The 19,040-nt window shown below is 64.8% G+C and carries 18 protein-coding genes; 11 read left to right on the top strand and 7 right to left on the bottom strand.

Annotated elements, in window-relative coordinates; genetic code table 11:
* Positions 1-242 precede the first annotated feature (242 nt).
* Both GGD62_RS27430 and GGD62_RS27425 read left to right on the top strand, forming a co-directional pair.
* Positions 243-1,178 carry a DMT family transporter gene (locus GGD62_RS27430; protein ID WP_183231674.1) on the top strand — a complete coding sequence of 312 codons (936 nt, stop codon included), beginning with the start codon at positions 243-245 and terminating at the stop codon, positions 1,176-1,178.
* A 97-nt stretch (positions 1,179-1,275) separates the two neighbouring features.
* Positions 1,276-2,253: a tripartite tricarboxylate transporter substrate binding protein gene (locus GGD62_RS27425; protein ID WP_183711192.1), complete on the top strand. Its 978-nt coding sequence runs from the start codon at positions 1,276-1,278 to the stop codon at positions 2,251-2,253.
* A gap of 168 nt (positions 2,254-2,421) precedes the next feature.
* On the opposite strand, the gene GGD62_RS27420 is transcribed toward GGD62_RS27425, so the two are convergent.
* Positions 2,422-4,107 carry a methyl-accepting chemotaxis protein gene (locus tag GGD62_RS27420; protein WP_026201919.1) on the bottom strand — a complete coding sequence of 562 codons (1,686 nt, stop codon included), beginning with the start codon at positions 4,105-4,107 and terminating at the stop codon, positions 2,422-2,424.
* A 258-nt stretch (positions 4,108-4,365) separates the two neighbouring features.
* On the opposite strand from GGD62_RS27420, the gene GGD62_RS27415 reads away from it, so the two are divergent.
* The 5 genes from GGD62_RS27415 (at position 4,366) to GGD62_RS27395 (ending at position 10,273) form a co-directional block, all read left to right on the top strand.
* Positions 4,366-5,409, top strand: coding sequence for a C-terminal binding protein (locus GGD62_RS27415; protein WP_018317859.1), 1,044 nt, complete (start codon positions 4,366-4,368; stop codon positions 5,407-5,409).
* Between the two features lie 84 nt (positions 5,410-5,493).
* Positions 5,494-6,840, top strand: coding sequence for an ABC transporter substrate-binding protein (locus GGD62_RS27410; RefSeq protein WP_183711191.1), 1,347 nt, complete (start codon positions 5,494-5,496; stop codon positions 6,838-6,840).
* A gap of 140 nt (positions 6,841-6,980) precedes the next feature.
* Positions 6,981-7,937: a carbohydrate ABC transporter permease gene (locus tag GGD62_RS27405; protein ID WP_018317857.1), complete on the top strand. Its 957-nt coding sequence runs from the start codon at positions 6,981-6,983 to the stop codon at positions 7,935-7,937.
* Entirely contained in the window at positions 7,930-8,832 is a 903-nt protein-coding gene (locus GGD62_RS27400) for a carbohydrate ABC transporter permease (RefSeq protein ID WP_038948453.1), read from the top strand. The genes GGD62_RS27405 and GGD62_RS27400 overlap by 8 nt, the downstream gene beginning before the upstream one ends.
* An 85-nt stretch (positions 8,833-8,917) precedes the next feature.
* On the top strand, positions 8,918-10,273 hold the full coding sequence (locus GGD62_RS27395; RefSeq protein ID WP_183711190.1) for an esterase-like activity of phytase family protein: 1,356 nt from the start codon (positions 8,918-8,920) through the stop codon (positions 10,271-10,273).
* A 52-nt stretch (positions 10,274-10,325) separates the two neighbouring features.
* Here the strand turns inward: GGD62_RS27395 and GGD62_RS27390 are convergent, their stop codons facing one another.
* The 6 genes from GGD62_RS27390 to GGD62_RS27365 all read right to left on the bottom strand — a co-directional run bounded on the left by GGD62_RS27390 (position 10,326) and on the right by GGD62_RS27365 (position 15,716).
* Positions 10,326-11,153: an energy transducer TonB gene (locus GGD62_RS27390; protein WP_183711189.1), complete on the bottom strand. Its 828-nt coding sequence runs from the start codon at positions 11,151-11,153 to the stop codon at positions 10,326-10,328.
* Complete coding sequence (gene exbD, locus GGD62_RS27385) at positions 11,153-11,599, bottom strand: TonB system transport protein ExbD (RefSeq protein WP_183711188.1); 447 nt, start codon at positions 11,597-11,599, stop codon at positions 11,153-11,155. Before exbD ends, GGD62_RS27390 begins: the two co-directional genes overlap by 1 nt.
* A gap of 4 nt (positions 11,600-11,603) precedes the next feature.
* Complete coding sequence (gene exbB, locus GGD62_RS27380; protein WP_183711186.1) at positions 11,604-12,374, bottom strand: tonB-system energizer ExbB; 771 nt, start codon at positions 12,372-12,374, stop codon at positions 11,604-11,606.
* Positions 12,375-12,400: 26 nt separating this feature from the next.
* A complete protein-coding gene (gene hutX, locus GGD62_RS27375; RefSeq protein ID WP_183711185.1) occupies positions 12,401-12,916 on the bottom strand; it encodes a heme utilization cystosolic carrier protein HutX in 516 nt (171 codons plus the stop codon).
* 24 nt (positions 12,917-12,940) lie between these two features.
* Positions 12,941-13,273 (bottom strand): antibiotic biosynthesis monooxygenase, encoded by a 333-nt coding sequence (locus tag GGD62_RS27370; RefSeq protein WP_183236223.1) that lies wholly within the window; start codon positions 13,271-13,273, stop codon positions 12,941-12,943.
* Between the two features lie 94 nt (positions 13,274-13,367).
* Positions 13,368-15,716 (bottom strand): TonB-dependent hemoglobin/transferrin/lactoferrin family receptor, encoded by a 2,349-nt coding sequence (locus GGD62_RS27365; protein ID WP_183711184.1) that lies wholly within the window; start codon positions 15,714-15,716, stop codon positions 13,368-13,370.
* Between the two features lie 263 nt (positions 15,717-15,979).
* Here GGD62_RS27365 and GGD62_RS40975 point away from each other — a divergent pair, with 263 nt between their 5' ends.
* From GGD62_RS40975 to GGD62_RS27345, 4 genes are read left to right on the top strand one after another with little or no spacing between them, the layout of a single operon-like run.
* A complete protein-coding gene (locus GGD62_RS40975; RefSeq protein WP_026201916.1) occupies positions 15,980-16,186 on the top strand; it encodes a hemin uptake protein HemP in 207 nt (68 codons plus the stop codon).
* A 6-nt stretch (positions 16,187-16,192) separates the two neighbouring features.
* The gene (locus tag GGD62_RS27355; protein WP_183711183.1) at positions 16,193-17,146 is read left to right on the top strand and encodes a hemin ABC transporter substrate-binding protein; all 954 of its coding nucleotides are present in this window, start codon (positions 16,193-16,195) and stop codon (positions 17,144-17,146) included.
* Positions 17,143-18,234 (top strand): iron ABC transporter permease, encoded by a 1,092-nt coding sequence (locus GGD62_RS27350; RefSeq protein ID WP_183711182.1) that lies wholly within the window; start codon positions 17,143-17,145, stop codon positions 18,232-18,234. Before GGD62_RS27355 ends, GGD62_RS27350 begins: the two co-directional genes overlap by 4 nt.
* Positions 18,231-19,034: a heme ABC transporter ATP-binding protein gene (locus tag GGD62_RS27345; protein ID WP_183711181.1), complete on the top strand. Its 804-nt coding sequence runs from the start codon at positions 18,231-18,233 to the stop codon at positions 19,032-19,034. Before GGD62_RS27350 ends, GGD62_RS27345 begins: the two co-directional genes overlap by 4 nt.
* The last annotated feature ends 6 nt before the right edge of the window (positions 19,035-19,040 follow it).

Genomic DNA, 19,040 nt, shown 5'->3' with positions numbered 1-19,040 from the left:
ATCCGACCCCCTCCGTCTTCCGGGAGTCGTCTTCAGAATCCGTCTTGCCTTCCAATGCAATAGCTAGACAAAACCCATATGCGATTCCCCTGCCCCACAGGGGGAGAGGGGGAGACGCGCGCCAGCGATGTTCAACATATTAACCGCCAAAGGCGCTCCTCAGGGTTTGCCTGCATTGTAGCATTGCGGCCGCGTGGCTTGTGCGGCGACGGCAATCCGGCGCAAGCTTTCGTCCAACGCCAATGACGATTGCTCCGCCCGCGCCAAAGACCGCCAATCCGGCCAGTTGGCTCAACAACCAGCCTTATCTGTTGCTCAGCCTGAGCTCGCTGTTCTGGGCCGGCAACATCGTGCTGGCGCGTCATGTCGGCGCGCATGTGCCGCCGCTGACGGTGACCACGATCCGCTGGTTCGGCGTTTTCCTGATCCTGTTGCCGTTCGCCTGGCCGCATCTGAAGCGCGACTGGCCCGACTTGCGCAACAGCCTGCCGCTGATGCTGTTCCTGTCGCTGGTGGGCTTCGCCTTCAACAACGCGATCTCGTACTGGGCGATGCAATACACGGAGGCGCTGAACGCGCTGCTGATCCAGTCGGCAGGTCCCCTGTTCGTGGCGCTGTGGTCGCTGGTGCTGTTCGGCGTGCGGCTGACGGGCGGGCAGTTCGCCGGCATCGCGATCTCGCTTCTCGGCGTGCTGATCATCATTCTGCGCGGCGATCTCGCCGCGCTCGCGAGCATCAGCTTCAACAGGGGCGACATCATGTTCGCCTCCTCGCTGGTGGCGTTCGGGATCTACTCGGCCTTCATCCCGCGCCGGCCCAAGATCCACCAGCTGTCCTTCCTGTCCTTCACCACCTGCTGCGGCGCGACGATGCTGCTGCCGACCGCGATCTGGGAGGCGGCAAGCGGCCGCGTGCTGCAATTCGACGGAACGACGCTGGCGACGCTGGGCTACATCCTGATCTTTCCCTCGACGCTGGCCTATCTCTTCTTCAACCGCGGCGTCGCGCTGATCGGCCCGAATCGGGCCGCGCCGTTCTTCCATCTGGTGCCGGTGTTCGGCTCGGCGATGGCGATCCTGCTGCTCGGCGAAAAGCTGCAGCCGTTCCACCTGATCGGCTACGCGCTGGTGCTCGCCGGCGTCGTGATCGCCTCACGCCAGGGCTCCGCGGTGAAGTAATTCCGCGACGCGGAGACAAGGCGACAAACTCGCGCCTTCCGATTTCGACGAGGAGGCGCTAGGTTCCCCGCCAACCAAAAAGAGGGAACGTTCAAACATGCTTTCAGGGCTGATTCGAAACCTGCGTGCCGCCGGAGCGGCCGCATTGTGCCTCGCCGCCGCATCCACGACCCAGGCCGACAATTATCCGAGCCGCAACATCACGCTGGTTTTGCCGTTCGCGGCCGGCAGCGGCACTGACACGACGACACGGCTGATCTCGCAGCATCTGTCGCAGGCGCTCGGCGTCGGCATCGTGATCGAGAACAAGGCGGGCGCCAACGGCATGCTCGCCGCGAGCTATGTCGCGAAGGCCGCCCCCGACGGCTACACGCTGCTGGTGACGACCAACACCACGCATTCCGCCAATCCCTATCTGCTCAAGAACCTCACCTACGATCCGGTCAAGGACTTCACGCCGATCGCGCGCACCGGCGACCTGCCCTTCATGCTGGTCGTCAATCCGGAAGTGCCGGCCAAGACCGTCGGCGAGCTGGTCGCCTACGGCAAGGCCAATCCGGGCAAGCTGAGCTACGCCTCGGGATCGTCCTCCGCGATCGTCTCGGGTGCGACCTTTGCGCACAATGCCGGGCTCGACTTGCTGCACGTGCCCTACAAGAGCTCGCCGCCGGCGCTCAACGACGTCATGGGCGGCCGCGTCTCGATGATGTTCGTCGACATCCTGACCGGCCTGCCCCACGTCAACGGCAACGCGCTGCGCGCGCTCGCCGTCACCACCAAGGACCGCTCGCCGCTGGTGCCGAACCTGCCCTCGATGCAGGAGGCCGGCGTGCCTGATTTCGACATCTCGTCCTGGCAGGGCTATTTCGGCCCCGCCGGCATGCCGAAGGAGATCGTGACCCGGCTCAACGCCGAGATCCGGAAGATCGTCGAGAAGCCGGAGATCAAGGCCCAGCTCGCCACGCTCGGCATGGACGCGTTCTCGGGCACGCCGGAGCAGCTCGGCACGTTCGTGAACGAACAGCTCGTGCTGTGGGAGAAGCTGATCACGAACGCGAAGATCGAGAAGCAGTAGGACGGTCTCGTGTCCCGGACGCGGCGGCACGTCGTGACGCTGCGCCCGGGGCACTGCTCTTGTAGGGTGGGCAAAGGCGCACTTGCGCCGTGCCCACCATCGGTCCGAAATAGCGACAAGTCGTGGGCACGCTTCGCTTTGCCCACCCTACGAATTCAGTGCAAGAATCTACGCCGCGCGCACCTTGGCGAGGAAGCCGTCGACGGCGCTGCGCAGCGCGCCGGACTGGTTGTCCAGCTCGCGGGCGTTGGAGAGCACGTCGGTGGCCGCGGTGCCGGTCGCTTCCGCAGCGGAGGTGACGCTGCCGATATGGGCGTTGATCTCGCTGGAGCCCGCCGCGACGGACTGGATGTTGCGGGCGATCTCGCGGGTCGCCTCGCCCTGCTGCTCGATCGAGGCGGAAATGCCGGCGGTGATCTCGCTCATCTCGGCGATGGTCTGGGTGATGCCGGAGATGGCCGTGACCGCGTCGCTGGTCGAGGTCTGCATCGCCGCGACCTGCGCGGAGATCTCCTCGGTCGCCTTGGCGGTCTGGTTGGCGAGCGCCTTGACCTCGGAGGCGACGACCGCGAATCCGCGGCCGGATTCACCGGCGCGTGCCGCCTCGATGGTGGCGTTGAGCGCGAGCAGATTGGTCTGCGCGGCGATCGAATGGATCAGCTTGACGACTTCGCCGATCTTCTCGGCGCCGGTCGAAAGCACCTGCACGGTGGCGTTGGTACGCTCGGCGTCGCTGACGGCGCGGCTGGCGACTTCGGTCGAGCGGGTCACCTGGCGGGAGATTTCCGCAACCGAGCTCGACAGCTCTTCGGCGGCCGCCGCGACCGTGCCGACATTGCCGGAGGCCTTTTGCGAGGCCGCGCCGACCGTCGCCGCGCGCGAGGAGGCGTCGCTGGCGGTCGCGGTCATCGACTGCGCCGTCGTCTGCATGCCGGCCGCGGCCGAGGAGACCGAGCGGACGATGCCGTTGACGCTGCGTTCGAAGTCGCTGGCGATGCCCTCCATCGCGCTGCGACGTTCGGCCGCGACGCGCTCCTTGGCATCGGCTTCGGTCCTTTCGAGGTCGCGGATGCGGACCGCGTTGTCCTTGAAGATCTGGACGGTGGAAGCCATCGCGCCGACCTCGTCGCCGCGGCCAACGCCGGGTATGTCGCCCTCGAGCTTGCCGTCGGCGAGATCCTTCATGCGGGCGCCGAGCAGCGCCAGCGGGCGGCTGATGCCGCGGCCGATCAGCCAGGCGACGCTGCCGGCGACAACGAAAATGCCGAGCATGGCAAAGCCGAGCAGCCAATAGACCGGGCCCATCTTGGCGTCGATGTCGTCGAGATAAGCGCCGGTGCCGAGATACATGTCGAAGCCGGGCACCGCCACCGCGTAGCCGATCTTGCGGATCGGCGTCGGCTGACCGGGCTTCATATATTCATAATGCAGCAGGATCGAACCGTTGGCCTTGACGCCGTCCATCAGCTCGACGGACAGCTTGCGGCCGTTGGTCACGACATCCATGCGATTGGTGCCGATCTGCTTGGGATCCGGCGCGAGCTGCGTGATGCCTTCGTACGACGTACCGAACAGATAGCCCGCGCCGTTGTCGTAGGTCATCGAATTGCCGTAGCGGCGAAGCTCGGCCATGGCCGCGTCCTTCGTCAGCTCGCCGGCGTCGACGCGCTTCTTCAGAGCGCCCGCATAGTTGCGTGCCAGCTCGACGATCGCCTTGGCCTGATCGATGCGCGCATTCACCATCTCGCGCTTCATCAGATAGCCGGCGAGGACGCCGGAGATGCACAGGCCGAACAAGGTGACGCCGACAAGGATGCCGAGCTTCGGGGCGATCTTCAGATTGCTCAACTTCACGATTAGCTCCGGCAATAATGGGATATGGGCGTGCGACAGATCGATCGAAATCGAAACAACTTTTAGGGAGAGAGCCTTAGCAAGTTACTTACGTGCCTCCGTAGAAGCCCGGACGCAGCCGCAAAAAGCGGCAATTTATCCCCACACCGGCAACCGACGATTGTACGCGACCGCTCCGATTTCGCGTAAAAGACGCAAAGGCCCGCCCGCGGAGGCGGGTCACAACAAGAACCGACAAACCAAATCGGGAGCGAGAAAATGCCGAAATACAGGGTGGTGACGCCGAAGGGCGCGAGCTTCACGGTCGCGGGCAGCGACTATTCCTTTGAGCGCGAGGCGCTCGATCCGATCGACGCCGAGATCATTGAGGCCCCCGCCGACGAGGCCGGGTTCATCGCCGCAGCAAAGACCGCGGACGCCATCTATGCCAAGGGCATCCCGATCACCAAGACCATCATCGACAGCTTGCAGACCTGCAAGGTCATCACGCTCGGCTCGGTCGGCGTCGACAGCGTCGACGTCAAGGCGGCCACCGCGCGCGGCATTCCCGTCACCAACATTCCGGACACCTTCATCGAAGAGGTCGCCGATCACGCCATGATGCTGCTGCTCGCCGGCTTCCGCCGCCTGGTCGAGCAGGACCGCATGGTGCGTGACGGCCGCTGGGCGGAGGGCCGGCCAGCGCTGCTCAAGGTCCCGAGGCTGATGGGCCAGACGCTCGGCTTCGTCTCGTTCGGCCGCGTCGCGCGTGCAGTTGCGAAACGCGCGGCGCCGTTCGGCCTGCGCATGATGGCCTACGATCCCTTCATCCAGGAAACGCTGATGTACGACCACGGCGTGATCCCGGCGACGCTGAACGAGGTGCTGTCGCAATCCGACTTCGTCTCGATGCATGCTCCGGCAAGGCCCGAGGTGCATCACATGCTGACCGAGAAGCACTTTCGGCAGATGAAGAAGGGTTCGATCTTCATCAACACCGGGCGCGGCGCCACCGTGGACGAGGAGAGCCTGATCAAGGCGCTGCAGGAGGGCTGGATCGCGCACGCGGCGCTCGACGTGCTGGAGAAGGAACCGCCCTCGCACAACAATCCCCTGCTCGGCATGGAGAACGTGACGCTGACCGCCCACGTGGCGTCGGCCTCGGCACGGTTTGACGAGGCACGCAAGCGCCGCGTGGGCTACGAATTGTCACTGGTGCTTCAGGGCATGTGGCCGGTAAGCTGCGTCAATCCGTCGGTGCTGCAAGACACCACGCTCCGCCGCTGGCAACCCGTCAGCATGGATCGCGGGCCGAACAGCTAGACAGCCGGCGCCCGAGGCGCCAACGACCGAACGGCCCTTCACCGGCGATCAACGCCGGGAAGGGAACATCATAGGGAGGTACTGATGAGGAACGACATCACACGTCGTGATGCCTTGGCGCTGGGCCTATCCGCTGCAACGCTCGCGGCCACCGGTGCTGCAGCGCAAACAACACCATCGACAATCAAGGCCGCCGACGTGGCGGCGCCCAAGCTCGAGATCGAGAAGGGCGCGTCCTTGCGCATGCTGCGCCCGGTGCGCTTCGTCCAGGCCGACGAGGATGTGTTCCGCGCCAATGCGGCAAAGTTCACCAAGGAGACCGGCGTCGAGGTCAAGGTCGATTTCGTCGGCTGGGAGGACATCAACCAGCAGACCGCGGTGACCTCGAACTCCGGCGCCGGCCCCGACATTATCATCGGCTTCTCCGACGCCCCCCACATCTACGTCGACAAGCTGATCGAGCTGACCGACGTCGCCGATTATGTCGGCAAGCGCTATGGCGGCTGGCTGCCGCTTGCGCAGCGCTACGGCAAGAAGAACAAGAGCGACGCCTGGATCGGCCTGCCGTTCGGTGCCACCGCGGGTCCCCTGATCTACCGCAAGTCGATCCTGCAATCGGTCGGCTTCGACAAGGTGCCGGAAGACCATGCCGGAATCCTCGACCTGTGCCAGAAGCTGCACAAGGCCGGCAAGCCGGCCGGTTTCGCGCTCGGCAACGCCAAGGGCGACGGCAACGGCTTCGCCAATTGGGCGCTGTGGTCGCACAATGCTTCCCTGCTCGACGAGGAAGGTAATGTCGTCATCAACAGCAAGGAGACCATCGCGGCGCTGAACTGGGTCAAGCAGGTCTACCCCACCTTCATCGCCGGCACGCCGTCGTGGAACGACGTCAGCAACAACCGCGCCTATTCCTCGCAGGAGATCTCCCTGACCGCCAACGGCGTCTCGCTGTACTTCTCACTCAAGAACGACCCGGCGACCAAGGCGATCGCCGAGGACAGCGAGCATCAGCTGCTGCCCAAGGGACTGGCCAAGGTCTCTCCGATGGCGGGCCTGACCCTCAATGCCATGGTGTTCAAGCACAGCCCGTACCCCAACGCCGCAAAGGCCTTCCTGCAATACATGCTGGAAAAGGACCAGTACGAGCCCTGGCTCAACGCCAATTCCGGCTACTGGTCGCAGCCGCTCGCCGCCTATGCCGAGGCCGCGGTGTGGTCGCAGGATCCCAAGGTGAAGCTGTTCAAGGACACGATGAACAGCACATACTATGACGGCTACAAGGGCCCGATCTCGACGGCGACCGGAGCCGTCAGCGCCGACTACGTGCTCATTCAGATGTGCGCGTCCGTTGCGACCGGTGCGGCCACGCCAGAGGCCGCCGCCGCGGAAGCCGAGCAGCGCTGCAAGCGGTACTTCCGGCGGCAGCGGTAACGCGCGACGATAGAACCGTCGTCATTGCGAGGAGCATTTGCGACGAAGCAATCCAGACTGCAGCCACGGCGACAGACTGGATTGCTTCGCTTCGCTCGCAATGACGGTGTGGTGACGTTCAACGATAGGACAACACATTAATGTCCGTGACGACACTCTCCTCTCCCGTACTTGCCCAGCGGCAACCGAACTGGCTGGTGCGGCTGTTCGACTACAAGCCGTTCCTGATCGTGATGTGCCTGGCGCCCGCGATCGGGCTGCTCTCGGTGTTCCTGACCTACCCGCTCGGCCTCGGCATCTGGCTCGCCTTCACCGACACCACGATCGGCCGTCGCGGCGTCTTCGTGGGCCTGGAGAATTTCCAGTATCTGCTCACCGATCCCTTGTGGTGGAACGCAGTGTTCTACAGCGTGGTCTATACGGGCATCGCCACCTTCGGGAAGTTCGCGCTCGGCTTCTGGCTCGCGCTGCTGCTCAACAACCATTTTCCATTCAAGAGCATCCTGCGTGCGATCATCCTCTTGCCCTGGATCGTGCCGACCGTGCTCTCGGCGCTGGCGTTCTGGTGGATCTACGATCCGCAATTCTCGATCATCTCCTATTTGCTGGTCGACGTGCTGCACTGGCGGTCGGGCAATGTCGACTTCCTCGGCTCACCCTGGCCGGCGCGCTTCTCGCTGATCGCCGCCAATATCTGGCGCGGCATTCCCTTCGTCGCGATCTCGCTGCTGGCGGGCCTGCAGACCATCTCGCCCTCGCTCTATGAGGCCGCGATGCTCGACGGCGCCAGCGCCTGGCAGCGTTTCCGCTACATCACCTTCCCGATGATGATGCCGATCCTCGCCATCGTCATGACGTTCTCGATCATCTTCACCTTCACCGACTTCCAGCTGGTCTACGCCATCACCCGCGGCGGACCCGTCAACTCGACCCATCTGCTGGCGACGCTGGCGTTTCAGCGCGGCATCGCCGGCGGCGAGCTCGGCGAAGGTGCGGCGATCGCGGTATCGATGATCCCGTTCCTGATATTCGCGACGCTGTTCTCCTATTTCGGCCTGGCGCGCCGCAAATGGCAGCAGGGAGAGGCCAATGACTGACACCGTCGCGCAAACCGCCACTGTGGCCGACGCGAAGGCGGCACCGGACACCATGGCCTGGGATTCCGGGCTGCGGCGGCTGATGATGATCTACCTGCCGCTCGGCTGCTTCGTGTTGATCCTGCTGTTCCCGTTTTACTGGATGGCGATCACCTCGTTCAAGCCGAACGCGGAGCTAATGAACTACAAGGACCATAATCCGTTCTGGATCTCCTCGCCGACGCTTGCCCACATCAAGCATCTGCTGTTCGACACCGCCTATCCGCGCTGGCTCAAGACGACGATGCTGGTGGCGATCGGCTCGACCACGCTGTCCTTGATCGCGAGCACGCTTGCCGCCTATGCGATCGAGCGCTTGCGCTTCCGCGGCAGTCCTTATGTGGGCCTTGGCATTTATCTGGCCTATCTCGTGCCGCCGTCGATCCTGTTCATTCCGCTCGCCACCGTCGTGGTGCAGTTCGGCCTGTTCGACTCACCGCTGGCGCTGATCCTGGTCTACCCGACCTTCCTGGTGCCGTTCTGCACCTGGCTGCTGATCGGCTACTTCAAGTCGATCCCCTATGAGCTCGAGGAATGCGCGCTGGTGGACGGCGCGACGCGGCTGCAGATCCTGCGGCGGATCACGCTGCCGCTGGCGGTGCCCGGGCTGATCTCGGCCGGCATCTTCTCCTTCACGCTGTCCTGGAACGAGTTCATCTACGCGCTCGCCTTCATCCAGAGCGGCGCCAACAAGACCGTGCCGGTTGCGATCCTGACCGAACTCGTCACCGGCGACGTCTATCAGTGGGGTGCGCTGATGGCTGGCTCGCTGCTGGGATCGCTGCCGGTCGCGATCTTCTACTCGCTGTTCGTGGACTACTACGTATCCTCGCTGACCGGCGCGGTGAAGGAGTAGATCGCGGCTGCGGCGTTTGGCCCGGTTTCACAAAACTGCAACACGCTGACAGCATAAGGCGAGCGTCCGCCAACAGGAGACGCACATGCGCGCGACTTTTCTCAGCACCGTCGCAACGATCATTCTCGCCGCGAGCCCAGCGCTCGCGCAGAGCGAAGGTGAATTCCCCGCCAAGCTCGCCGGCCACGTGGTGATGCCGGCTGCCACCTTCATCGACGCCCCCGCCGACGCCCCCGCCGATCTCAAGACTTCGGGGAAATATACCACCGGCAAGCGGGTCGACGCGCTCGGCACCGTGATGGGCAAGTCCTATGAGCGCGCGACCGGCGTGTCGCTGCCGTTCAAGGGCCAGCCGCTGCAGGGCCATTCCGGCATCAAGACCATGCCCGATGGCAGCTTCTGGGTCATCACCGACAACGGCATGGGCGCGCGCGCCAACTCGCCGGATTCGATGCTGTATTTGAACCGCTACAAGATGGATTGGGCGAGCGGCAAGATCGATCGGCAGGAGACGATCTTCCTGCACGACCCCGACAAAAAGGTCCCGTTCCGCATCGTGCACGAGGACACCGAGAGGCGCTATCTCACCGGCTCCGACTTCGACACCGAAGGCTTCCAGATCATCGGCGACACCTTCTGGATCGGCGACGAGTTCGGCCCCTACATCCTGAAGGCCGACAAGTCAGGCAAGATCCTGGCCGTGTTCGATACGGTTGCCGACGGCAAGCCGGTCCGGTCGCCGGACAATTGGGCCGTGGCGACGCCGGGCGCGCCGGGCGCAACCTACACCAACGTCAACCTCCGCCGCTCCAAGGGCTATGAGGGCTTTGCGTCCTCCAAGGACGGCAAATTCCTCTACGGCCTGCTCGAGGGACCGCTGTGGGATGCCGAGAAAAAGGACTGGGAGAAGGTCGACGGCAAGGAAGCCTCCCGCATCCTCGAATTCGACATCGCCGCGGAAAAATTCACCGGCCGCTACTGGCAATACGTGTTCGAGCAGAACGGCAACGCCATCGGCGATTTCAACATGATCGATCAGGCCTCCGGCCTCATCATCGAGCGCGACAACGGCGAAGGCACCGCCGACAAGGCCTGCCCGCAAGGCACCCGCGGCGAGACCTGTTTTCCGGATCTTGCCAAGTTCAAGCGCATCTACAAGATCGAGCTCACCGAAGCCAATGTCGGCAAGCCCGTGCGCAAGATCGGCTATATCGACCTCATGAAGATCAGGGATCCCGACAAGAAGGCGAGGAAGCCGCTCAACGACGGCGTCTACACCTTCCCGTTCTTCACCATCGAGAACGTCGATCGCGTCGACGACACCCACATCATCGTCGGCAACGACAACAATCTGCCGTTCTCCTCCAGCCGCGATCCCAACAAGGCCGACGACGACGAGTTCATGCTGCTCGAAGTCGCGGACTTCCTGAAGGCGAAATAGGCTGACGCTATGCTCCTCTCCCGCTTCGCGCGGGGGAGGAGTTCGTCGCAAATCAATTACCAAACGCGACGCCCACGTTGATGGGAATCGTCGCATAAGTGATTTCGGACGGCACCGGTGGAAATGGCTGGGCCTGACGCACCATGGCCATGGCCTGGGCATCGAGCACCGCCACACCCGAAGAGCCCCCGAGGCGGCTGGACAGCACCTGACCGCCACGGCCGAGCGTGAAGCTCAGCTTGACCACGCCCCTCTGACCATTCGCACTCGTCGGATACTGGTGGAAGCGCATGAGGTGCGCGCGCACGCGCTGATAATAGGTTGCCATCGCCGAAGCAACTGAGCCGGCACTCACGGCGGATGCCAGCGGAGCCTGGCGCTCGGCACGTGGCGGCGCGCTGGTGCGCGGCGCGGGCGGCGCATCCGACGGCTTCCGAGCGTCGGGACGTACCACCCGAGGCTTTGCCGGTGCCGGCTTCTCCACGGGCGCGACTTGCACCGGCTCGGGCTTCGGCGGAGCCGGCTCCAGCTTCTGCTCCGGCGGCGCAACCACGTCCGGCTTTTCCTGCGGCGGCGTCGGCGCGATCGTCTCTTCGACGGCCTGCTGCTGCATCGGCTCCGGCGGCGACGCATCCGCCTGCTCCATCACGGGGCCCGGCGCGATATCGAGCGGTGTCGACGGCGGCGCCGATGTCTCCGGCGTCATGTCGATGAGGATCGCCGGCATGTTGACACCTTGCTCGGGCTGCGACCTGATCCAATTCATCGCCAGCAGTGCGGCGGCGATGTGCAACGCCACGATCACCGCCGCCGATGCGCCCCAGCGCGCGGTCTCGCGTTCTCGAAGCGGCTCATGCAGGGCAAAGGCGTTCGCGGCCATCAGTTGCGTCCGTCGAGGCCGACGAGGGCGACCTTGAGGTAGCCGGCGTTACGCAGGGTGTTCATCACTTCCATCAGGTCGCCGTAGGAGACGGCCTTGTCGGCGCGCAGATAAATGCGCTCGTCCTTACGGCCTTTGATGACGGCATCGAGGGCGGCGGCGAGACCGTCGCGGGCCATCGTGTCCTCGCCAACGGCAATTGTGAGATCCGGCTTCACCGTCACGAAGGTCGGCTTGTCCGGCCGCGGCGCCGGCTCGGCTGCGGTCGCGGGCAGCTCGACACCGATATCGACGGTGGCGAGTGGGGCTGCCACCATGAAGATGATCAGCAGCACCAGCATCACGTCGATGAACGGCGTGACGTTGATCTCGTTGACGACGTCGAGATCATCCGGGTCACCGCGCTTGAGCGGAGATCCCCCGCATGCGCCGAGCTTCGCAGCCATGAGCTTACTCCGCCGCCCGCGCCAGGCGGAACTCCCTGTGGTCGCGCTGACGGCTGACCAGCAGCATCAGCTGCGCCGAGGCATCGCCGAGCAGCGCGCGGTAATTGGCGATACCGCGGACCAGATGATTGTAGATCACCACCGCCGGGATCGCCGCGACGAGGCCGAGCGCGGTGGCGAGCAGCGCCTCCGCGATGCCCGGCGCGACCACCGCGAGGCTGGTGGTGTGGCTCTCGGAGATGCCGATGAAGGCGTTCATGATACCCCAGACGGTACCGAACAGGCCGACGAAGGGCGCGGTGGCGCCGATGGTCGCGAGCACGCCGGTGCCGCGCGCGATCTGTCTGGACATTGCCGCCTCCACCCGCTCGAGCCGCAGCGCCACCCGCTCCTGGAGGCCGTCGTCGAGGATGCCGCCGGAGAGCTCGGCTTCCCTGGCGCAGGACTGGATCAGCTGGGCGACGGCGTCGCGCGCGTCACCGGCCCGTGACGATACCTCGGCCAGCGTCATGTTGCCTTCGAGTGCGCGCGTCTGCCGCAAGGCGAGTGCACCCTTGCGACGCAGCTCGATGGTCTTGGCGAGCCACACCGTCCATGTCACCAGCGAGGCGACGGCGAGCCCGATCATCACCGTCTTCACGATGATGTCGGCGCTGACGAACATGCCCCAGGGCGACAGATTGCGCGGTAACAGGGCTTCGTCGATCGCGAAGGCCGGTGTCGGCGCCAGCGCGATTGCAACGACCATTTGCCGAAGCCTGGACTTGCCTTGCATCCTGATCTCCCGACAACAAAAGAAAGCTACGCAGCCGGCTGCGCCGCGATCCGGGCCGCGAGCTGCCGGAACCGCGCCAGCTGATCCGTCCGCAGCGCCCTTGTCTCGTCGCGGCCGACGAAGACCTTGAACATGATGCCGCCGTCGGCGTTCACGAACGCGACGAAGGCCGACGACTTGCCCATGAACGGGCGTTCGACGAAGGCGACGCCTGCGCAGCGCTCGTGGCGAAGATGGCCGTGCAGACCCTTCGGCTGCATCAGGTTGAAGTAGCCGCGGCCGATCTCGCCCGCGGGAATGGCGCCCGTGAACTCGAAGATCGCGTCATCGGTGTGCACGATCAGCGTGACCTCGCCCCACTCCGCGATGTCCTGTATGGCGGCGGCAAAATGCTCGCCGCCGCCAATATGCACCATGGAGGATGGCAGCGCCTCGATCACGCTGCGCGGGGTGACCTTGCGCTGGCGCGCAACGTCCTCGATCACCGCGCCCGGATTGTCGGCCATATGGGCCCTGAGATCGGCAAGATCGGTGCTCAACATGTCCGGCTCCTCTGCTATTGCGATCTAGGCGGCCGCGGCCTTGCGCTCGCTCTGGATCACCTCAAAGCCTTCGAACTTGGGATGGCCGAGATACAGGCTCTCGCCGGTCGAGTTGTCGGCGCGGGCATGGGCACGACGAAACTGGTCCGAGCGCGTCCAGGTCTCGAACGCCGCCTTGTCGACCCAGGTGGTGTGCGACGAATAGAGGGTGTGGTCCTCGGCCTCAGGGCCCTTCAGCAGGTGAAACTCGACGAAGCCCGGCATGCTGCCAAGATAGGATTCACGGGTGGCCCAGACGGTTTCGAACGCGGTCTCCGCACCCTTCTTCACCTGGAAACGATTCATGGCGATGAACATCAAAGTCTCTCCTTCTGATCAAAACGAAACACGCCGAAGCCGCGCTGGAGCATCAGCGCGGCCCGGCGGAGATGTGGTGCTGCGAAGCTGGCGGCTACGCACCTCCAAAGTGGATCTTCATGCCGGCCTTGTAGACCCTGCCCGGTCCCGGGGCTGACCAAAGCACGTCGTTCTGCGACGTGCCGTCGGTCGAGCTGCCGGGAATGGCGTAAGGCCGGTAGTACTGGTTCAAGAGATTGTCGATCGAAGCCGTGAACACGATGTCCCTGGTCGCATTGTAGGTCATGTACAAATTGACCAGCTCGTAGCCGGTCGCAGGCAGATAGCCGACGGGTACATCGTTGTTGGCACCAAACGAGGCCCATTGCGCCGACAGGATCAGGGTGCGATCGAGCAGGCGGACGCCACCGGTCGTGACGACCTTGCGCGGGGTGATGGTCGCGAGCCCGACATTGGTGACAGCGTTCTTGCCCTGGATGTAATGACCGGCGACACCGATGAACCAGCTGCCGGCATCGTACATCGTCTCGGCCTCGAAACCCTGGATGCGGGCATTGGCGATGTTCTGGTACTGGTAGAACTGGTTGAACGTGCCGAACATCGTCGCAACGGGGTTGAACGAGACCGCCTCGATGTAGTCAGAGACGTCGTTTCGGAAGAGATTGATCTTGCCGCGGAACGAGTCGGACGCGGTGAAGATGTTGTCGTATTTGAGGTTGATGCCGACTTCCTTGTTCTTGCCGACCTCCGGCCGCAGGTTCGGATTTGGCAGGAAGCAGAACAGACCCGTTGTCCCATCCGGGCAAGGCAGGTTGATCGGGCTGCCGCCGTTAGCATGCGCGCCGGAGATCACCGTCTCGGTGATCGATGGGGCACGATAGCCTTCGGCGTAGCTGACATAGGGCTGGAAGCCCGGGACCGGCGTCACACCGAGGGTGATCTTGGGCGAGAAGCGATCGCCACTCGCATTGGTACCGCCGGACTGCAGATTGTAACGGTCATAGCGGATCGCGCTCACCGCCTCGAACCAGGTGTTGTAGTTCTGTTTCAGTTGAATGAAGCCGCCCGACACGGTGCGGATGCCACCCGGCGTGGTGATGTTGGAATTGCCGCGGCTGTCGGTCGTGATGACGTCGTCCTGGAATGCGTCGACGCCGTAGGTCACGGCATTGCGCCAGTCGCCGACGTTGAAGCGCGTGGTGTTGTTGGCGTCGAAGCCAAACGTATCGAGGACATAGCCGCGCTTGTCGCCGACACAGCCGGAGATGTTGTTGCCGACATTGCCGGCGCCGCAATAGGCCGCGCCGGATGTCGAGTAGTGATAGGTCTTGGTCTGGTCGTTGTCGGTGCGATTGCCGTAGACCGATATGTGCGAGTCGAACAGATTGTCGCTCGGCAGCGAATAGTTCCAGGTCACCGTTCCGGTGTAGTTCTTGGTGTCGGACGCATAGACCGACGAGCCCTGATACAGCGCGCGCTGCGCCGCCGTCGCGACCGGGCCGCGGTTGAACTGGCCGACATCGTACTGGTAGTCCTGAAAGACGGCGCCGAACTTGACCTCGTGGCCGATCGCGGGCCGCACCGTGAGCTTCATCAGCCCGGCCTCGACCTGGTTGCCGGTGTTGCCGATCTCGGTGCCGTTGCCGTCCTTGTAATTGCCTTGGGTGCGATAGACCGCGCCGCCGAAGATATCGACGTCGGGCGTGGCGCGCACGCCGCCGAAGACCGAGCCGAGGCCGCGATTGTTGTTGGAGCCGTAGGAGCCGGAGAGATCGACGCCCCAGCGCTCGCCAGGACGTAGCACGTCGTCGATGTCCTTGGTGCGGAACGAGACCAGGCCGCCGATTGCGCCGGAGCCGTAGATGTTGGCGGTCGGACCGCGCACGACGTCGACACCGCCGATCAATTCGGGATCGAGGAAGAAGGAGCCGTTGGCGTTGTGGCCGGTGCGCTGGTAATTCTGCCGCGCGCCGTCGACGACCACGGCGACGCGGCCGAAATCCTGCAGGCCGCGGATGTTGATGAAGGTCGCGGGATCGTCGCCGCGTTCCTGGAACGACACGCCGGGTACAGCATAGAAGATGCCCGACAGCCGGTTCGGCTGAAGACCCTGGATCTGGTCGAGCGAAATGGAGCTGACCGGCGCGAGCGCATCGATCGCGCGCTCCTTGGTTTTCGTTGCAGCGACCGTGATGGTGTCGAGCGTCTGAACCGGCGCGGTGCCGCCGGCCTGGGCTCGGGCGTTGAGGACCTCGGGCGCTGCCTGTTGCGCGACCAGCGGCTTGGTCGGCTTGCGCCTGGCCTGCCTCGGCCGTTCCGTCGACGCACTTTCGGCCTGCGGCGCGGCGGTCTGCGCAAGACCGCTCTCCGTCGTCATTGCCGCAAATGAAACCACCGACGCGCCCAAAATCAAGGCGCGCGAATACCTAGCCCCGTCAGCCATATCAGCCCCAGCCTGCACTTCACTCTATTTTTTCAGGTCGTTTGGCTGGCGTGCGTTCGCAACGCGAACGACTGGCTGGCTGATTTTCTCAAGACGCGGGCAAGTCACCCCGCCGCCATAATTGGTTACGTGGCAACACTCTGACGGTCAATGACATCAGCTTGCAGTTTATATCGATTGTAAATTGCGGCCGTTGGAATGCGCTTCGTGCCGCTTATACAAACAAGCAGCACCCAGAGTTTCGAAAGCGCATCACACCCAACATGTCGGCAACATCAGGAGACAGCAGCGGCGACGCGGCGGGGTCGGCAGGAAGCCCTTCTGCGACAACGCGAACCCTCACCATGCGTGGGAGCCGGATCGACAGTCGCGAGCTGTTTGCGGTCGAGCGCGAGATCATCATCGCGCACGGCGAGGACAGCTATCGGCTTCGCCTGACCTCGCAGAACAAGCTGATCCTGACGAAGTAACCTGTAATGACATTTTGTCGCACCCTCGCAAGCCTCCTGCTCTCCAGCACGATCGCGCTCGCCTCTGCCGCGCACGCCGCCGGCATCACCGTGCATGACGCGCGCAATCGCGACGTCGCCGTGACCGACTTCGCGCGCACGGTCTCGATCGGCGGCGCCATCACCGAGATCATCTATGCGCTCGGGCTCGAGAACCGGCTGGTCGGCGTCGACACCACTAGCCTTTATCCAGCGGCGGCGCTGCAAGACAAACCCAATGTCGGCTACATGCGCCAGATCTCCGCCGAAGGCGTGTTGGGTCTCAATCCCACCCTGATCCTGGCGATTCAGGGCTCGGGCCCGCACGCGACCATGGAGATCCTGGAAACGGCGAAAGTGCCGTTGGTGCTGGTGCCCGACACCTTCTCCGAGGACGGACTGATCGAGAAGATAAGGCTGGTCGGCCACGCCATGGGTGTCGACGCACGCGCCGCGTGCCTGAGCGCCGCGGTCGGCGCCGATTTTGCCCAACTGCGCGCCCTGCGCGCCAAGGTGACCAAGCCGGTGCGTGTGATATTCGTGATGTCGCTCCAGAACGGGCGCGCCATGGTCGCCGGCCACAAGACCGCGGCCAACGAGATCATCCAGCTCGCCGGCGCCGCGAATGCCGTCGACGATTTCGACGGCTACAAGATCATCGGTGACGAGGCGATCGCGGCGGCAAAGCCGGACGTGGTGCTGTCGATCGAGCGTGGCAAGGACTCGCTGCAGGCCGACGCGATCTATGCCCATCCCGGCTTCGCCCTGACGCCGGTCGTGGCCAACAAGAGCCTCATCACCATGGACGGGCTCTATCTGCTCGGTTTCGGGCCACGGACGGCGGCGGCGGCGCGCGACCTTTCGGTGAAACTCTATCCGGGATTGGCCGAACCGGGCGCTGCCTTCACCTCGGCGCTGTCGGCGGCGAATTGCCGGCAATGAGCGTGGCGATCGGCATGGAAGCGCGCGGCACGGAACGACGCGCCAACGCGCGGCGGCGGTCCGCATCGCTCGCAATTCCTCTCTTGATCGCATTGCTCGCGGTCGCCGCGATCGTGGCGCTGAGCTTCGGCGCCGCCGGCATTCCCCTCTCCCGCCTGCCTGCCGCACTGGGGCTATCAGGCGAAAGCACGGCCATAACGGCCCGCGACCAGCTCGTGCTGTGGTCGATCCGCGTCCCCCGGATCGCGGCGGCGGCGATGGTCGGCGGCCTGCTCGCGGCCGCCGGCGCGATCATGCAAGGACTGTTTCGCAATCCGCTCGCTGATCCCGCGCTGGTCGGTGTCTCCAGCGGCGGCGCGCTCGCAGCCGCAAGCGCGATCGTCTTCACCGATTCGCGCTTCGGCGAGACGCTGCGCTTCCTCCAGGCCGAGCTCCTGCCGCTCGCGGCATTCGCGGGATCGCTGGCCACGACTGCGATCCTCTACGGCATATCGAGCCGCTCGGGGCGCACCTCGATCGCGGTCTTCCTGCTCGCCGGCGTCGCCATCACCGCCATCGCCAATGCCGGCATCGGGCTGCTGGTGTTCGTCGCCGACGACCGCCAGCTCCGCGACATCACGTTCTGGCTGCTGGGCTCGATGAGCGGGGCGACCTGGACCAAGGCCGCCATGCTGGCGCCCATTCTCATCATCGGGCTTGGCGCCTGTGCCTTCATCGCGCGCGGCCTCGATCTTCTGGTGCTCGGCGAGGCCGACGCCTTTCACGGCGGCGTCGACGTCGAGCGTCTCAAGCGAATCTCGATCGTCATGGTCTCCGCCATGACCGGCGTCGCGGTGTCGATCAGCGGCGTCATCGGCTTCGTCGGCATCGTCGTGCCGCATCTGCTCCGTCTCGTCATTGGACCTGCGCATCGACTGCTGCTGCCGGCCTCGGTCCTGCTCGGCGCGATCCTGATGGTCGGCGCCGATACGCTGGCGCGCACCATCGTGGCGCCGGCGGAGATGCCGATCGGCATCCTGACCGCAGCGGTCGGCGCGCCGGTCTTCCTCTTCATCCTGCTGCGGCAGCGCGGGCTGGCCTCGCTATGAGCGCCGTGATCGAGGCGCGCGGCTTGAGCAAGCGCGCCGGCCGCGCGACGCTGCTCGATGGCGTCGACCTGACGGTTGCGGCCGGCGAGATGGTCGCGATCATCGGCCCGAACGGCGCCGGCAAGTCGACGCTGCTGCGGTTGCTCTCCGGCGATCTCCGCCCGAACCAGGGTGCGGTGCGCCTGAAACAGCGCGATATCAGCAGCTATCCGCCGCGCGAGCTCGCCGCACGGCGCGCGATGCTGTCCCAGCACATCAACGTCACCTTCCCCTTCACCGTCGAGGAGATCGTGCTGATGGGCGCGGGCGAGCGCAGCGCGCGTGAAGCAGGCGCGCTCGCCGACGCGGCCCTCGACGAGGTTGGGCTCGCCCATTTCCGCGAACGGCAACTGCCGACTCTATCAGGCGGCGAACAGCAGCGCGCCCATTTCGCCCGCGTGCTGGTGCAGCTCGCCTGCGGCGAAGCCGAGCACGGCCCGGGCCTCCTGCTGCTGGACGAGCCGACCTCGAGCCTGGATCTGCGCCACCAGATCGACCTCGTCGAAGCCGCCCGCCGCCGTGCGGCCGGCGGCACGGCAGTGATCGCGATCCTGCACGACCTCAATCTCGCGATCCGCTTCGCCGACCGGCTGGTCGTGCTGGCTGGCGGCAGGCTCGCCGCAGATGGCTCGCGCGCGGATGTCGTCACCCGCGAAACCATCCGCGAGATCTTCGAGATCGATGCCGTTGTCCATCAAGGCGACGACGGCGTGCCTTACGTGCTTCCGCAGTCGATGCAGGCGGCGCCGCCGCCACGATGAAGGTGC

Source organism: Bradyrhizobium sp. ERR14 (genome assembly GCF_014198235.1).
Taxonomy (GTDB): domain Bacteria; phylum Pseudomonadota; class Alphaproteobacteria; order Rhizobiales; family Xanthobacteraceae; genus Bradyrhizobium.
This window is presented reverse-complemented; position numbering and strand designations above follow the sequence as displayed.

What these genes read in the sequence shown, in the direction of transcription:
- GGD62_RS27430 (WP_183231674.1), top strand. Translation starts at nt 243, where the DNA reads ATGACGATTGCTCCGCCCGCGCCAAAGACCGCCAATCCGGCCAGTTGG.
- GGD62_RS27425 (WP_183711192.1), top strand. Translation starts at nt 1,276, where the DNA reads ATGCTTTCAGGGCTGATTCGAAACCTGCGTGCCGCCGGAGCGGCCGCA.
- GGD62_RS27415 (WP_018317859.1), top strand. Translation starts at nt 4,366, where the DNA reads ATGCCGAAATACAGGGTGGTGACGCCGAAGGGCGCGAGCTTCACGGTC.
- GGD62_RS27410 (WP_183711191.1), top strand. Translation starts at nt 5,494, where the DNA reads ATGAGGAACGACATCACACGTCGTGATGCCTTGGCGCTGGGCCTATCC.
- GGD62_RS27405 (WP_018317857.1), top strand. Translation starts at nt 6,981, where the DNA reads ATGTCCGTGACGACACTCTCCTCTCCCGTACTTGCCCAGCGGCAACCG.
- GGD62_RS27400 (WP_038948453.1), top strand. Translation starts at nt 7,930, where the DNA reads ATGACTGACACCGTCGCGCAAACCGCCACTGTGGCCGACGCGAAGGCG.
- GGD62_RS27395 (WP_183711190.1), top strand. Translation starts at nt 8,918, where the DNA reads ATGCGCGCGACTTTTCTCAGCACCGTCGCAACGATCATTCTCGCCGCG.
- GGD62_RS27390 (WP_183711189.1), bottom strand. Translation starts at nt 11,153, where the DNA reads ATGGCCGCGAACGCCTTTGCCCTGCATGAGCCGCTTCGAGAACGCGAG.
- exbD (WP_183711188.1), bottom strand. Translation starts at nt 11,599, where the DNA reads ATGGCTGCGAAGCTCGGCGCATGCGGGGGATCTCCGCTCAAGCGCGGT.
- exbB (WP_183711186.1), bottom strand. Translation starts at nt 12,374, where the DNA reads ATGCAAGGCAAGTCCAGGCTTCGGCAAATGGTCGTTGCAATCGCGCTG.
- hutX (WP_183711185.1), bottom strand. Translation starts at nt 12,916, where the DNA reads ATGTTGAGCACCGATCTTGCCGATCTCAGGGCCCATATGGCCGACAAT.
- GGD62_RS27370 (WP_183236223.1), bottom strand. Translation starts at nt 13,273, where the DNA reads ATGTTCATCGCCATGAATCGTTTCCAGGTGAAGAAGGGTGCGGAGACC.
- GGD62_RS27365 (WP_183711184.1), bottom strand. Translation starts at nt 15,716, where the DNA reads ATGGCTGACGGGGCTAGGTATTCGCGCGCCTTGATTTTGGGCGCGTCG.
- GGD62_RS40975 (WP_026201916.1), top strand. Translation starts at nt 15,980, where the DNA reads ATGTCGGCAACATCAGGAGACAGCAGCGGCGACGCGGCGGGGTCGGCA.
- GGD62_RS27355 (WP_183711183.1), top strand. Translation starts at nt 16,193, where the DNA reads ATGACATTTTGTCGCACCCTCGCAAGCCTCCTGCTCTCCAGCACGATC.
- GGD62_RS27350 (WP_183711182.1), top strand. Translation starts at nt 17,143, where the DNA reads ATGAGCGTGGCGATCGGCATGGAAGCGCGCGGCACGGAACGACGCGCC.
- GGD62_RS27345 (WP_183711181.1), top strand. Translation starts at nt 18,231, where the DNA reads ATGAGCGCCGTGATCGAGGCGCGCGGCTTGAGCAAGCGCGCCGGCCGC.